General features: G+C 42.4%; 13 protein-coding genes. 2 read left to right on the top strand and 11 right to left on the bottom strand.

All coding sequences use genetic code 11. From position 1 onward, the window contains the following. Positions 1 to 15: 15 nt before the first annotated feature. Genes agaV through agaR form a run of 4 tightly spaced genes read right to left on the bottom strand, consistent with a single transcriptional unit; the run spans position 16 to position 3,827 of the window. Positions 16 to 516 (bottom strand): PTS N-acetylgalactosamine transporter subunit IIB, encoded by a 501-nt coding sequence (gene agaV / locus C9J47_RS01875; protein WP_107251979.1) that lies wholly within the window; start codon positions 514 to 516, stop codon positions 16 to 18. Positions 517 to 541: 25 nt separating this feature from the next. Further along, positions 542 to 1,705, bottom strand: a complete 1,164-nt coding sequence (locus C9J47_RS01870; protein WP_107251978.1) for an AgaS family sugar isomerase — start codon at positions 1,703 to 1,705, stop codon at positions 542 to 544. A 10-nt stretch (positions 1,706 to 1,715) separates the two neighbouring features. Continuing rightward, positions 1,716 to 3,002 carry a tagatose-bisphosphate aldolase subunit KbaZ gene (gene kbaZ, locus C9J47_RS01865; RefSeq protein WP_107251977.1) on the bottom strand — a complete coding sequence of 429 codons (1,287 nt, stop codon included), beginning with the start codon at positions 3,000 to 3,002 and terminating at the stop codon, positions 1,716 to 1,718. Positions 3,003 to 3,050: 48 nt separating this feature from the next. Continuing rightward, the gene (agaR, locus tag C9J47_RS01860) at positions 3,051 to 3,827 is read right to left on the bottom strand and encodes a transcriptional repressor AgaR (protein ID WP_011220237.1); all 777 of its coding nucleotides are present in this window, start codon (positions 3,825 to 3,827) and stop codon (positions 3,051 to 3,053) included. 448 nt (positions 3,828 to 4,275) lie between these two features. Between agaR and C9J47_RS01855 the strand changes: the two genes are divergently transcribed. Together C9J47_RS01855 and C9J47_RS01850 are read left to right on the top strand one after the other, a co-directional pair. Continuing rightward, entirely contained in the window at positions 4,276 to 5,838 is a 1,563-nt protein-coding gene (locus C9J47_RS01855; protein WP_107251976.1) for a sulfatase family protein, read from the top strand. Positions 5,839 to 5,877: 39 nt separating this feature from the next. After that, positions 5,878 to 6,606, top strand: coding sequence for an oligogalacturonate-specific porin KdgM family protein (locus tag C9J47_RS01850; RefSeq protein WP_011220235.1), 729 nt, complete (start codon positions 5,878 to 5,880; stop codon positions 6,604 to 6,606). 315 nt (positions 6,607 to 6,921) lie between these two features. On the opposite strand, the gene C9J47_RS01845 is transcribed toward C9J47_RS01850, so the two are convergent. From C9J47_RS01845 to atpF, 7 genes are all read right to left on the bottom strand, one after another. Continuing rightward, positions 6,922 to 7,428 carry a YgjV family protein gene (locus tag C9J47_RS01845; RefSeq protein ID WP_107251975.1) on the bottom strand — a complete coding sequence of 169 codons (507 nt, stop codon included), beginning with the start codon at positions 7,426 to 7,428 and terminating at the stop codon, positions 6,922 to 6,924. Positions 7,429 to 7,973: 545 nt separating this feature from the next. Further along, positions 7,974 to 8,417, bottom strand: a complete 444-nt coding sequence (locus C9J47_RS01840) for a F0F1 ATP synthase subunit epsilon (protein ID WP_006228796.1) — start codon at positions 8,415 to 8,417, stop codon at positions 7,974 to 7,976. Between the two features lie 15 nt (positions 8,418 to 8,432). Then, positions 8,433 to 9,818, bottom strand: a complete 1,386-nt coding sequence (atpD, locus tag C9J47_RS01835; protein WP_107251974.1) for a F0F1 ATP synthase subunit beta — start codon at positions 9,816 to 9,818, stop codon at positions 8,433 to 8,435. 21 nt (positions 9,819 to 9,839) lie between these two features. Beyond that, a complete protein-coding gene (gene atpG / locus C9J47_RS01830) occupies positions 9,840 to 10,715 on the bottom strand; it encodes a F0F1 ATP synthase subunit gamma (protein WP_107251973.1) in 876 nt (291 codons plus the stop codon). 74 nt (positions 10,716 to 10,789) lie between these two features. Next, positions 10,790 to 12,331: a F0F1 ATP synthase subunit alpha gene (gene atpA / locus C9J47_RS01825; RefSeq protein WP_107251972.1), complete on the bottom strand. Its 1,542-nt coding sequence runs from the start codon at positions 12,329 to 12,331 to the stop codon at positions 10,790 to 10,792. A gap of 12 nt (positions 12,332 to 12,343) precedes the next feature. Then, positions 12,344 to 12,892: a F0F1 ATP synthase subunit delta gene (locus C9J47_RS01820; RefSeq protein WP_107251971.1), complete on the bottom strand. Its 549-nt coding sequence runs from the start codon at positions 12,890 to 12,892 to the stop codon at positions 12,344 to 12,346. Positions 12,893 to 12,906: 14 nt separating this feature from the next. Continuing rightward, a complete protein-coding gene (gene atpF, locus C9J47_RS01815) occupies positions 12,907 to 13,377 on the bottom strand; it encodes a F0F1 ATP synthase subunit B (protein WP_006228791.1) in 471 nt (156 codons plus the stop codon). Between the last annotated feature and the right edge of the window lie 76 nt (positions 13,378 to 13,453).

The following is a 13,453-nucleotide window of genomic DNA, read 5'->3' as shown; positions in this document are numbered from 1 at the left end:
ATTTACTGATTGGCTTTATGCGTTATCCATTGCAAGATCAAGCACATTAATCGGGTTTTGATCCGGTGTGTTCTGTACAGTACACGTCACGCCGCGCTCAACCATACGTTCAAATGCATCCAAATCTTTACTATCAACAGATACCGTTTTCGCTATCTGACGTTTACCTTCGTGGAAGTGCATGTTGCCGACATTACAGTGGGTAATTGGCACCCCACCTTCAACAAGACGTGCAACATCCGTTGGGTTGTTGCACAAAACAAAAATATTCTGTTTTGGCGATGCTTTATGGATCACATCAATTGTTTTCTGAATAGAAAAAAAGCGTACGGCATATTCACCACCGGCTGATGCTTTCATTCCTGCCTGCATAAAGGCGGCATTTGGCCCTTCTGCGGCATCATCATTAGCCACTAAAATAAGGTTTGCTTCGGTGTGTTTACCCCAAGTAATACGAATTTGACCGTGTAAAAGACGCTCATCAATACGAGTCCAAACAATATTAGGTGCTGTCATAAGAGTTCTACCTTTTCATCATTTTCTAATTATTAAGTTTATGAATAGTCACACCTTGAACAACGCGGTTTACTTCACCAGTTGGACAAGGGTTATCAGGTGTATTGCCTAACGCGATGGCGCGATGAAACGCATACGTTTGGGCGAAAATCATATAGGGAAATAACAATTCAACATCCGTTGCTGAATCCATATCTGGTACCAGATAGTAATCACCATTGGTCACTAACTCATCCTGCTGAGCCGTAATAGCAATCACTTTTTTAGCGGTATTATCACGTCGAAGTTCACTAAGAAGATCGAGGTCATATTGGCGGGTATAAGGGTTATTAGAGATGTACACGACAATCATTGTTTCATTATCAACAATAGATTTAGGTCCGTGACGGAAGCCTAGCGGAGAATCAAAACATGCCACAACTTTACCAGCAGTTAACTCAAGCAATTTTAATGCTGATTCCTGAGCCAAGCCCTGCAAACCTCCACTTCCTAAGTAAATGACGCGCTGAATAGTATCTCCTGCAATACTACTGATATTATTATTAATTTCTTTGACTAGCCCCTCAGAACACTTACAAAATCTTTCGATTTCTTTCGTGTAATCGTTACCAGATGTAACAACTGAAAAAGCGGCTAACATCATTGACGAAAAACTTGACGTCATCGCAAAGGATTTGTCATTTGTTTCTTCAGGCATTAACAATGCAAACGATTTATTATCATTGACAGCGTTTTTATATAATTGCCCTTCTCCATTACACGTCAGTACAAGGTGAAAACAATTTGTAAGGCACTGATTAGCCAGTTCTACTGCTGCTACACTTTCAGGGCTATTGCCTGAACGAGCAAATGACACTAATAACGTTGGTAGATCTTCCGCAAAAAACTGGGCTGGATTTGAGACTAAATCAGTAGAAGCAATGGCTTCGACTCGTAAACCTGTTTTCTTTGATAACGCTGGTGCTAATGCACTACCCGCAAAAGCCGATGTGCCCGCGCCAGTCAATACAATACGTAAATTAGGCTGCGCTAGTGCGTTGCTCATGAATGCATTAATTGCAGGTAGGCACTCTTGAATAATGGCATGTGTTTTACGCCAGCAAGATGGCTGCTGCTCAATCTCTTTTGCCGTCCAGAATGCATTAAGCCGTTCAAGTTCAAGCTCGGAATAACCAAGATATTGGTTCATGTACTACCTCTTAATCTTTATTTAGTTTGCATGCCTTCGCGTAACTGCGAAGTACCTGACGAATTTTTTCAAGAACCAATGTTTTTGGATCTGCGCTTATTTGTCCTTCACGCACAGCATGAAATTGCTCGGGAAGATATTGGCTCAATAATGGAAGGGGAATACCGGTACGCGTAAGGTTGTCGAACAACTTACCTTGTGCTGCATGGATATTTTGATCTGGCCAGTAGTAGCGAATACGGTCACTAAAGCTATAACAGCGAGCAAAACGCTGCTGTGATTCATTGCCCTGATAATATTTATTCCAATATTCAGGAGCGTCACACATTTGCTTCTCTATCTGTTCTTTCAGGTTTGAGCAGTGTGCTTTAGGCACTATTTCAGCTTCGATATCACACAGATTGAAGAGTGCTTCACGCATAGCAAAGGTAAGTGCAGGGCCGACTTTCAAAATGGCAAAATGATCATCAACCAGCGCTTTATACGCTTTATCGGTTTGATAGTCGGTTGAGTGTGCTTCAAAAATAAGGTGATCGTGATGATTAACCACGTTACTTAATGCTTGGGCTTTTTCTGAGCAATAATCGATAACACCTGTGTGATCAAATTCAACTCCAGGTTGTACGACAAGGCCTATAACCCGAGACCAGCAACTGGAAACACCGACTTTTTCAAATGCTTCTTTGTGGCTACGAATTGTTTCGTTTGCAGCCTCGGCTGACGTTACTTCAAGCTCAGCCAATTCTTCCGCGGCACCACCAGGTACAGGCACTTCGGTACCAATAACGTAAACCAGATCGCTGGCACCAAAGACATTAATCGCCGTATTTTCAGCAATATTAGCTAAACGGGCAGCACGCTCTGCGACAATCGCATCGGATAATGGGATTGGATCCCCTAAACAAGACATACTGCAATCGAGGTGAATTTTCTTAAAACCTGCCGCAACGTATGCAGTAATCAAAACATCTGCATTGTTCATTGCTTCTTCAGCAACAAGATGCTGCCAACGGTTAGGACCAAGGTGATCGCCACCAAGAATGAGGTTTTCTGTTGGAAAGTGAAGCGCTTCCGCTTGTTCTAAAACAAAATTACGAAAATCAACAGGTGTCATACCTGTATAACCACCAAATTGATCTACTTGGTTGGAGGTAGCTTCAATTAATAATAAAGAATCATCGCTCAACGCCTGAGTAAGCGCCGCTTCAATAACTAGCGGATGAGCAGAGCAGACAGAATAAATGCCATTTTTATCGCCTGCTTTATGGCGCTGAACGAGATTTAGAAGGGTGTTCATTTACTAACTCCATAGTCAACATCTAAGATGTGGCAATGGAGCTAGCGATTAATTTCCTTTTTCAACAATAATAACGTCAACTTTCATTTCACGAAGACCCTGTAAATAGTCTTCAGGAATATCAGAATCTGTTACCAAGATATCAATATTTCCAAACTCTCGAATCATGTGACAGCTACGTTTACCAAACTTGGTAGAATCGACAACTGCAATAACCTGTTCAGAAATTTCACACATCAAGCGATTGAGGCTTGCCTCTTGTTCGCTGTGTGTGGTGATACCTGCTCGCAAATCAAAACCGTCTACACCTAAAAATACCTTATCAAATCGGTAATTTTTTAAGCTGCTTTCTGCTTGCGAGCCAGAAAAAGAAAGTGCACCTTTACGAAGTACACCGCCAGACATCAAAACCTCAATTCCAGGTGCTGATGCCAACTCCATTGCTACATCTAGACCGTTGGTCATTACCACTACATCATCTAGTGCTTTCAAACTAGACGCGATTTCTCGCGTTGTAGTACCCGAATCCAGAATAACCGTGTCACCACTTTCAATCAGTTTCGCTGCCGCCTGACCAATAAGAGACTTAATACCGGCATTTTGACGGCGTTTCTCATGAACAGTCAGCTCTGCTATTACCCCAGAATTCGGAATTGCCGCACCGTGTGAACGAACCACATAGCCATTTTTTTCCAGAAAACTAAGGTCACTGCGAATGGTGACACTAGAGACATTAAATTGTGCAGCAAGATCCTCAACACGAGCTTTACCATCACGGTTAACCAGGCTAACGATTTCCATACGTCTTTCGACAGCACTTTTCACTTTACTTTGTCTCCTTACGAAACCAGCAAAATCTCTTTCGCTTGATTTCGAATACAGCTTACACCTAAAAACGAAAGCAACAATGCGTAAAATGAAAACTTTTGATCTCTTTCACATTCTTTCGCATTCTTACACTTACACTTGCGTACATTTACGCATTTGATGACATCATAACCTTCGAAAGACCCATTGCCAAACGTAAACACCGTTAATGCGGCATGCCTTTCACTTTTTAAGCGTACATCCTTTCATCTCCCTTTCGTAAAAAGCACTATTTTACTTTCGATTTCTTTTCTGTGATCGAATACACAGTCAATAAGCTTTCGATAACTTACGATCCGCAATAAATCGGAAGTGCAAATGCGAAATTTAATAATTAAAACAATAAATGAAAGCATTTTGCTTTCACTTGTTTTTATCCAATACATCTCACGTTCAGGAGTTGAACATGTCTATCACCCGCCGAAGTTTGCTAAAAGGAATGGCTGCAACCAGTGCCGTTGCCGCTACAACGATGAGCTCTGGCTGTACTTCAGCCCAGCAAAACCCTACGGACTCCTCTTTATCGAATACTAAGATAAAGAAGCCTAACTTATTGATTGTTTTCCCAGACGAAATGCGTGCCCAGTCTTTGGGCTTTATGAATCAAGATCCTTCAGATACACCGCATATCAACCGTTTTGCCAACCAGAGTGCTGTTCTTCACCAAGCCGTTTCCAACTTCCCACTATGTACTCCATTTAGAGGCATGCTGATGACAGGTCAATATCCATACCGTAATGGTATTCAGGGTAATAGCCACACAGCCATGCCCGGTAAGTTTGGCGGCAAAGACTTTGGTATTGAGCTAAAGAAAAATACTCGCACTTGGTCTGATGTACTAAAAGACCAAGGCTACAGCATGGGGTATATAGGGAAATGGCACCTTGATACGCCAGAGGCTCCTTTCATTCCGAGTTATAACAATCCGATGGAAGGCCGTTACTGGAATGATTGGACAGCTCCGGATCGTCGTCATGGTTTTGATTTTTGGTATGCCTACGGTACTTACGATAAACATTTAACACCCATGTATTGGACCAATGAGACACCGCGTGATCAGCCAATCAAAGTGAATCAGTGGAGCCCTGAGCATGAAGCCGATATAGCCATAAAATACCTGCGAAATGAAGACGGAAAATACCGTGATAGTAACAAACCGTTTACGCTGGTTGTTTCTATGAATCCTCCGCATTCTCCTTATGATGAAGTGCCGAAAAAATATCTCGACCGTTATCAGAATGACACTTCTGAAAGCCTTAATACCCGACCAAATGTTCAATGGGATAAAGACTATCAAGAAGGGTATGGGCCTGCGTACTTCAAAGAGTACATGGCAATGGTACACGGTGTAGATGCGCAATTTGGTCGGATTATTGATGAACTTGACCGACTTGGTCTGGAAGAAGACACCTTGGTGGTATTTTTCTCAGATCATGGCTGCTGTATGGGCTCTAACGGTAAGCCCACCAAGAATGTCCACTATGAAGAGGCAATGCGGATTCCAATGATGTTCCGCTGGCCCGGTAAAATTGCACCACGCCAAGATGATCTGCTCTTCTCTGCACCTGACATCTACCCAACCATTTTCGGTTTAATGGGAATGCCAGAACTAATCCCAGACACAGTGGAAGGCTTTAACTATGCCAACAGTGTCCATGGACTAGAAGGCGACAACAGACCGACATCTCAAATGTATACGTTTATGCCTTACGGTGGTCAATCCTACGGTCGTCGTGGTGTGCGAACCGATCGCTACACCTTAATGGTTGACCGCAAAATAGGTAAGCCTCTTACTTTCGTTTTACACGACAACCAAAACGACCTATACCAGATGCAAAACATCGCACAACAGAATGAAAGCATCGTGGCTTCGTTGATCGAAGAAGAACTACTCCCTTGGTTAGAGCATACCGGTGATCCTTGGCGCCCAACAGAAGTGCCAGCATCAGCAGCAAATGCATACACCTAATTTATTGACACAATCCTAAACACAATTAGAAAGGTTATTATGAAAACGACACTTAAATTTGTTGCCGCTTCTATGCTATTGGCAACAACCTCACATGCAGTGGCAAATGACTATAAAACGACCGTAGAGTATCGACACGAATATAAAGACGGAAATAACAAACATTCTGATCGCGTAAAAGCCTTCATCGATACAGGAAAGAATATCGGCTTCGAATTAGATGCTCGTTATAACAACGACGAAGAAGACAAAATGTATGATTCCATGACGATGAATGGATCTGAATTATCAATCTTCTATTACACAAAGCTTAAGCCTAACTTAACAGGTGTATTTGGTTCCTCATTAGATTTTAATCCTGATGGCTTGGTCTATGTACCTTACGCACGTTTAAATTATTCTTTTGATAATGGCTTCCGCATCCAAGGTCGATATAAGTGGAAACTATGGGATTACAGTCAAGAAGGCACTGATGGCAATAGCTATCACTCTAAAATTCAGCAGTTTGATACCTGGCTAGGTTACAAAACAGGAGATTGGGATTTCCAGTACGAATTTCAGTTCTGGAAGGAAATGGAAGGCAACGGCAAAGCTTTATTTGATAACGGCTCAACCGATTATTTGCATAATGTTCGCTTAATGTATGCTTTCAATATGAAAGATGGTGAAAAGTGGCGTCCATTTATTGAACTAGGGCAAGTGAAATTAAACCGCACAACAGATGAGCGTCAGCTTCGTTATCGTGTTGGTATTAAATACACTTGGTAATAATACTTATTTATAAGAATAATAGCGCCTGCAAATACGCAGGCGTTTTTATATGAATAAATGCATCTATCCAAGGTGTTCCAAGACAAAGTCTACACAGTAAGCTGGGAACAGCTAAATTCACTGGAAGTGAATACCATCCAGCCGCACCATTATTGTTTATTTAAAGCCTCCTAATGTTCTAGCAGATTTTGTAACCATATGAATTGTAATCAAAATCACCATCTATATAAAGTTATATTGCTATTGCAGCTCCACTTAGAATCAGCCTTTGACGCGCGGCGAGTTGTCAAAGGCTGAATTCAATTGAATAGCTTAGGTTAGGAGTAATAGTTTCTTTATATGTATTCGATAGTAGCCAATAGCACTGCTGATAATAAATAGAACATCCAATAATACCGCGACTGGAGATCCAACAATGATGTCGTGAATAAGCCAAACCACAGTACCTATAACCATAAGCCAACGCATAAGCTTATCGTTATGACTAAATGAAGCCTTAGTATGAAATAGCGACCCGATACAGCTCAATACACTCGCGATACCACTGAAGGTTAGCGCCGTGCCCAGTAGTGTGACCAAATAAAATAGCCATTTCATTCTAGGATCGGATATGAAGATTCCGGCTAAGTATCGACATGCCCCAATGACAAGCAAGCATGCAGCTGTCCACTCTTTTAACAAGGCAAAATGAGCAGCAATTAGTAATGCGGAAATAAATAAAGTCGTTAAAAGTTTATTTCGATTTTTAAACTGGAATGAGGCGATATCGAATAGCGAAGCCAATCCAGCTAAGATTTGAGAAGCAATAAAAAATGACACATGTCCTCCATTGAGGAGATATAGATAATCTGGGAGTAAGATGTGAAATTCACTTGCAGATGTGCTCTATATTAACGATGTGAGATAGCATGAAGTAATGAGCAGAAAACACTAACGAGAGGCTCAGTGTTGAAAGCGACCAAGCTCACTGGCAATGCTTAATTCCATTACTATCTATCTCAACGTTTTAGATACATTGAGTGAACGAATAGGAAGATTAATTACTGGGGAGGTAAACGGCGACTGCTTGAGAGGATAGGTAAATACGATATAGGCTTGAGAACATTGGACTAGCTAAAAAGCGCATTACTTTGTTCTCCGTTTTTACTTATTTGTAAAATAATTGAGCCGTCAGTTTATACGTTAGCTCTAAACAAATAAACCAATGTTACTTTTTATTACAGTTCTATCCATCTAATGGAACCAATATATAATCACTCCATCGCGATTAGATTAATTCAAGTTGCCTCAAATTACAGAAAAAAAAATGCTCTGATATCGGTACATATCAGAGCATTCGATCGATAGTGATGTACTGGAGTTATTTAGCGACGCCTCTGTTTTTGGGTCAATTCAACGGCACGTAACTGAGCCATTGCTTTCGCCAAATCCATCTGCGCTTGCGCAAAGTTGATATCGTGGCCCTGCTTATTAATATTCTCTTCTGCTGCACGTCGTGCTTCATTTGCACGAGCTTCATCAATATCTTTACCGTGCATAGCTGTATCAGCCAATACCGTCACTAATGAAGGTTGAACCTCAACAATACCGCCTGAAATGTAGAGAATTTCGTCATCCCCTTTCAAATCAGTTTGAAAATAAGCAACGCCAGGTTTAATACGACTCAGCAAAGGAGAGTGACCAGGGCGAATACCAAGTTCACCATCAAGACCCGAAATAGCCAAAGCATGTGCTTTACCACTAAATAACGGACCTTCTGCACTCACAATGTTGAGTTGGAATGTATTCTGAGTAACGCCGATAGCCATAAATCCTCCTCAAACTTACATAGTTTTCGCTTTTTCGATAACGTCTTCGATAGAGCCACAGTACAAGAATGCTTGTTCTGGAACGTCATCGTAATCGCCATTCAATAAGCCTTTAAAGCCATTCAATGTCTCTTTCAGTGATACAAAAATACCCGGTTGACCCGTGAATACTTCAGCAACATGGTAAGGTTGAGTCAGGAAACGTTCGACTTTACGTGCTCGGGCTACGGTCAATTTGTCTTCTTCAGACAATTCATCCATACCCAAGATAGCAATAATATCTTTCAGTTCTTTATAACGTTGCAGTACTGTTTGTACGCCACGAGCAACTTCATAGTGCTCAACACCAACAACCAATGGATCAAGCTGGCGTGAGGTTGAATCTAATGGGTCAATCGCAGGGTAAAGACCTAATGCAGCAATATTTCGCGACAGTACAACCGTTGCATCAAGGTGAGCAAACGTTGTAGCTGGTGATGGATCCGTCAAGTCATCCGCAGGTACATAAACGGCTTGAATCGAGGTGATCGATCCCTTGTGCGTAGATGTGATACGTTCTTGCAGCACACCCATCTCTTCAGCCAATGTTGGCTGGTAACCTACCGCAGAGGGCATACGACCAAGCAGGGCTGATACTTCTGTTCCCGCAAGGGTATAACGGTAGATATTATCAATGAACAACAGTACATCACGGCCTTCATCACGGAAGCGCTCTGCAATGGTTAAGCCTGTAAGTGCAACACGTAAACGGTTACCTGGGGGCTCGTTCATCTGGCCATAAACCATGGCAACTTTATCAAGTACACCGGCTTCTTTCATTTCGTAGTAGAAGTCGTTACCTTCACGTGTTCGTTCACCCACACCTGTAAATACAGACAGACCTGAGTGGGCTTTGGCGATGTTATTGATTAACTCCATCATGTTGACGGTTTTACCCACACCCGCACCACCGAACAGACCGATTTTACCGCCTTTAGCAAACGGACAAATCAAGTCGATAACTTTTACACCAGTTTCTAATAGTTCAGTGCTGTTCGCTTGTTCTTCATATGATGGTGGCTCGCGGTGAATTGGGTAAGAGGTTTTCTGACCAATTTCACCACACTCATCAATTGGGTGGCCTAATACGTTCATGATACGACCAAGGGTTTCTTCACCCACTGGCACAGTAATCGGTTCACCCGTATTCACTGCGGTTAAACCACGGCGCATACCATCTGACGAACCCATTGCGATACAACGAACGACTCCGCTACCAATTTGTTGCTGTACTTCAAGTACAAGAGAGCTGTTATCGCCATCAATGATGTTCAAAGCATCATAAACACGTGGCACACTATCTTGGTCAAATTCCACATCAACGACAGCGCCGATGACTTTGACAATTTTACCAGTACTCATTTGATATCCTCTGAATTCTGTTTAAACGGCTTGTGCACCGGCTACGATTTCACTTAGCTCTTGGGTAATAGCGCTTTGGCGGGCTTTGTTATAAACCAGCTGCAAATCGTTAATAATGTCGCCTGCATTATCTGTCGCCGATTTCATCGCGACCATTCGTGCGGCTTGTTCACAAGCGATACTTTCAACGGTGCCTTGATACACCTGAGATTCGATGTAACGCAGCATTAAAGCGTTGAGTATGTCTTTTGGATCAGGTTCGTAGATGTAATCCCAGCGACTATTTTCATCATTGGGTTTACTGTCTTGCGAATCATCTTTATCTGGATGAGGCAATAATTGCGTTACACGTGGGTTCTGTACCATAGTGTTAACGAACTCGTTGTATACCAAATACAAGCGATCAATTTTGCCGTCATCAAAGTGCTCAAGCATGGCTGTAACAGCACCTAACAGATCTTCCAATTTAGGCTTATCACCTAGGCCTGATGTTTGTGCAATGACATTGCCAAAACGGTGGAAAAACGAAATAGCTTTTGAACCGATTAACGTCAAATCTACTTCAACATTTTTCTCTTGCCATTGGCGCATATCTTTTAAGGCTTGCTTAAACAGATTGGTATTTAAGCCACCACATAAGCCTCGATCTGAGGATATGATGATGTACGCCACACGTTTTGCTTCACGCTCTTCAAGATAGGGGTGCTTATACTCTAATGAGCCCGATGCAACATGGCTGATTACCTTACGCATATTCTCAGCGTAAGGACGGGTTGCCGCCATGTTATCTTGCACCTTCCGCATCTTACTTGCGGCAACCATTTCCATTGCACTGGTGATCTTTTGCGTATTTTGTACGCTCGCTATCTTGGTGCGAATTTCTTTTGCGTTTGCCATTTTTAGCTCCTATCAACATTCACGATGGGTTGATGTCAGCGAGATTCACCACGCTGTATTTACCCTGTTTCGATTTACCACGACTGCGTCGCGGTGAATGTTTTCAGTAACTTGTGCAGGCTTTGTTCAATATCGTCGTTGTATTGACCCGTTTCATTGATAGTATCTAGCAACGCCGAGTGTTCGCTTTTCGCGTACGCCATTAATGCGGATTCAAAATCACCAATACTGGCTAGCGGCACATCACCTAAATAGCCTTTTTCAGCAGAGAAAATAGCGATCGCTTGCTCTGCAACAGACATTGGAGCGTACTGCTTCTGCTTCATCAACTCTGTCACTTTTTCACCGTGATCAAGTTGCTTACGTGTTGCATCATCAAGATCTGATGAGAACTGAGCAAAAGCCGCAAGTTCACGATACTGTGCAAGTGCAGTACGAATACCACCCGACAGTTTCTTCACAATTTTTGTTTGCGCAGCACCACCAACACGAGATACCGAAATACCTGGGTCAACCGCTGGACGTAAACCCGAGTTAAATAAATGCGTTTGTAGGAAGATCTGCCCATCAGTAATCGAGATCACGTTTGTCGGAACAAAAGCTGATACATCACCCGCTTGGGTTTCGATAATTGGTAGTGCAGTTAACGACCCTGTTTTGCCTTTTACTTCACCTTTAGTAAAGCGCTCAACATAAGAAACGTTTACACGAGATGCGCGTTCTAACAGACGAGAGTGGAGGTAGAACACATCACCAGGGAAAGCTTCACGACCCGGTGGACGCTTAAGCAAAAGTGAAATTTGACGGTAAGCAACCGCTTGTTTAGACAGATCATCATAAACAATCAGTGCATCTTCACCACGGTCACGGAAATATTCACCCATGGTGCAACCAGAATAAGGTGCTAGATACTGTAGTGCAGCAGCTTCAGATGCAGTCGCAACCACCACAATGGTATTTTTTAATGCGTCGTGTTCTTCCAGTTTACGTACTACGTTAGCAATGGTTGATGCTTTCTGACCAATCGCGACGTAAACACATTTAATACCAGAATCTTTCTGGTTAATAATGGCGTCGATCGCCATAGCCGTTTTACCCGTTTGACGGTCACCGATAATCAGTTCACGTTGTCCACGACCAATTGGCACCATGGAATCAACCGCTTTATAACCCGTTTGAATAGGCTGATCGACTGATTGACGTTCAATAACACCAGGGGCAATAATTTCGACAGGTGAATAACCATCGTTTTCAATTGCGCCTTTACCATCAATAGCTTGACCTAGCGTATTAACAACACGACCCAGTAAACCTCGACCAACTGGTACTTCAAGAATACGTCCAGTCCCTTTTACTTTAAGACCTTCAGCAAGATCCGAGTACGGCCCCATTACCACAGCACCTACGGAATGACGCTCTAGGTTTAGCGCCAATGCGTAGCGATTACCTGGTAGTTCAATCATCTCGCCTTGCATAACATCAGCAAGACCATTAATACTAATAATACCGTCACTTACTGAGACGATAGTACCTTCGTTGCGAGCTTGGCTCGTCACATTAAAGGTTGCGATACGTTGTCTAATTAGATCGCTGATTTCATTTGAATTTAATTGCATATCTATTACCCGTTACGCTTGTAGACTACTTGCTAGTCGGTTCATCGAGCTCTTGAGAGTGCCATCAATAACCAGCTCTCCAGCTTTGATAAGCATGCCGCCAACAAGCGATTCATCTATCTGACAATCCAACTCAACACTGCGAGAAAGACGCTTTTCCAATGCTTTAACCAAATTAACTTTTTGTTCTTCCGTTAGTGGTTCAACAGATAACACTGTCGCTTCTATAGTGCGTTCAAAGTCCGCTTTCATTTCCATGAAAAGATTTAGAACGTCAGGAAGAACAATTAATCGGCCATTTTCTGCCATCACTCGAACAAAGTTCTGACCATGTTCATCAAGTAAGCCTTCACAGATATCTAAAAACATCAGCGTAAAAGCCTCGGCGTTTTTCGCGCCTTTGAAATCAATCTCTTTGATTTCCTGAAGAATCACGGGCTGATGAGCAACATCTGCAGCTATCATTAACATGTGTGCCCACTGGTCGAGCGACTTATTGGCTAAAGCAAAATCAAACGCGGCTTTGGCATAAGGTTGAGCTATCGTTTTTAGATCTGACATGGTGATCTCCCCGATTACATTTCCGTAATTAGCTTATTAACAAATTCACGGTTTGCAGCATTATCAAGGTTGCGTTTAATCAATTTTTCCGCGCTTTCGATAACCAGATCTGACATTTCTTGACGAAGTTCTTGCCTTAGGCGATTACGCTCACTTTCAAGCTCTGATTGACCTTGAGCAATGATTCGAGCTTTCTCGGTATCACCTTCTAGCTTGGCATCTTCAATAATTTGGCTACGGCGTTTATTGCCTTGTTCAACCAAATCACTTGCACTTTGTTTCGCTTCAACCATCAGTTGATCACCGTTGGCTTTTGCTAATTCAAGTTCTTTTGCCGCTAGATCCATCTGGCTAAGCCCTTCGGCTATTTCACGCTGACGTTCATCAATCAATGCGGTCAATGGTGGCCATACGTATTTCATACATAACCATACAAAAATCACGAAGGATATTGCTTGGCCAAGCATGGTTGCATTTAAATTCATACATCCTCACTCTTTAATTAATGCTTGGTAGCAACAGCGCTAAACATCAAGTACTTCGCGCTGTATCACCGCAGTA

The organism is Photobacterium indicum (assembly GCF_003026215.1).
GTDB lineage: Bacteria > Pseudomonadota > Gammaproteobacteria > Enterobacterales > Vibrionaceae > Photobacterium > Photobacterium indicum.
This window is presented reverse-complemented; position numbering and strand designations above follow the sequence as displayed.

Excerpts from the sequence above, each read along its gene's own strand:
- C9J47_RS01870 (WP_107251978.1), bottom strand. The coding sequence starts at position 1,705 with ATGAACCAATATCTTGGTTATTCCGAGCTTGAACTTGAACGGCTTAAT.
- kbaZ (WP_107251977.1), bottom strand. The coding sequence starts at position 3,002 with ATGAACACCCTTCTAAATCTCGTTCAGCGCCATAAAGCAGGCGATAAA.
- C9J47_RS01840 (WP_006228796.1), bottom strand. The coding sequence starts at position 8,417 with ATGGCTATCGGCGTTACTCAGAATACATTCCAACTCAACATTGTGAGT.
- atpF (WP_006228791.1), bottom strand. The coding sequence starts at position 13,377 with ATGAATTTAAATGCAACCATGCTTGGCCAAGCAATATCCTTCGTGATT.
- agaV (WP_107251979.1), bottom strand. The coding sequence starts at position 516 with ATGACAGCACCTAATATTGTTTGGACTCGTATTGATGAGCGTCTTTTA.
- atpG (WP_107251973.1), bottom strand. The coding sequence starts at position 10,715 with ATGGCAAACGCAAAAGAAATTCGCACCAAGATAGCGAGCGTACAAAAT.
- C9J47_RS01850 (WP_011220235.1), top strand. The coding sequence starts at position 5,878 with ATGAAAACGACACTTAAATTTGTTGCCGCTTCTATGCTATTGGCAACA.
- atpA (WP_107251972.1), bottom strand. The coding sequence starts at position 12,331 with ATGCAATTAAATTCAAATGAAATCAGCGATCTAATTAGACAACGTATC.
- atpD (WP_107251974.1), bottom strand. The coding sequence starts at position 9,818 with ATGAGTACTGGTAAAATTGTCAAAGTCATCGGCGCTGTCGTTGATGTG.
- C9J47_RS01855 (WP_107251976.1), top strand. The coding sequence starts at position 4,276 with ATGTCTATCACCCGCCGAAGTTTGCTAAAAGGAATGGCTGCAACCAGT.
- C9J47_RS01820 (WP_107251971.1), bottom strand. The coding sequence starts at position 12,892 with ATGTCAGATCTAAAAACGATAGCTCAACCTTATGCCAAAGCCGCGTTT.